This window comes from Psychrobacter sp. 1U2, assembly GCF_051847575.1.
The window spans coordinates 1-595 of record NZ_JBPYDC010001466.1 but is presented as its reverse complement, the minus strand read 5'-3'; the positions used below and the strand labels follow the sequence as shown (position 1 = coordinate 595).

General features: G+C 40.3%; 1 protein-coding gene. It reads right to left on the bottom strand.

Features of this window, described 5'->3' with window-relative positions:
- The coding region (locus ACS8FD_RS22665) for a PQQ-dependent sugar dehydrogenase (protein ID WP_439277517.1) at positions 1-380 on the bottom strand (380 nt) is incomplete at its 3' end.
- Between the last annotated feature and the right edge of the window lie 215 nt (positions 381-595).

Genomic DNA, 595 nt, shown 5'->3' with positions numbered 1-595 from the left:
AACACAATATCTCCAAGACCGCCTTGTCCGCCATATGCCACACTTGGCACACCATCGACTTGTGTCTTATTGCTCGTTTGAGTATCAACGATAAAGAGCTCACCTGTTTTTTGGGTCACAAGTAGTTTGAGAGGGTCATTAGCTGTTTTTGGTAGCGCTGCCATTGCCCATGGCTCATTGAAGGTCGCAAACTCTTTAGTCGTAAATTCAGGTTTGTTGGTGCTTTTTTGCGCACTATTAGCAGCATCATCAGACGCTTTTATTGGTGGGGGCGTTGTATCAGTATTTAAGGTGGTTGAGTTAGAGCAAGCAGAGGCACTAAATAGTAATGCTACTATGCTCAAAGGTACATTGATACGTTTGGTAATGGTTGTCATCATATTCTCCCTATTGATCTGCTTTTATCTAATATAGCAAGTGAAAACACCGTCAAGGTACAAATTATGTTTTTAAATAAAAAAACCCCTTACCTGCTATTGCAAGTAAGGGGTCAGTTTTGTACTACACTTTAGCGTTATTAACTCATTCTAAGCTTATCAAAGGTGAGCTTATCATCTACATCTACGTCGACTTTGATAATGTCACCTGCGACAAA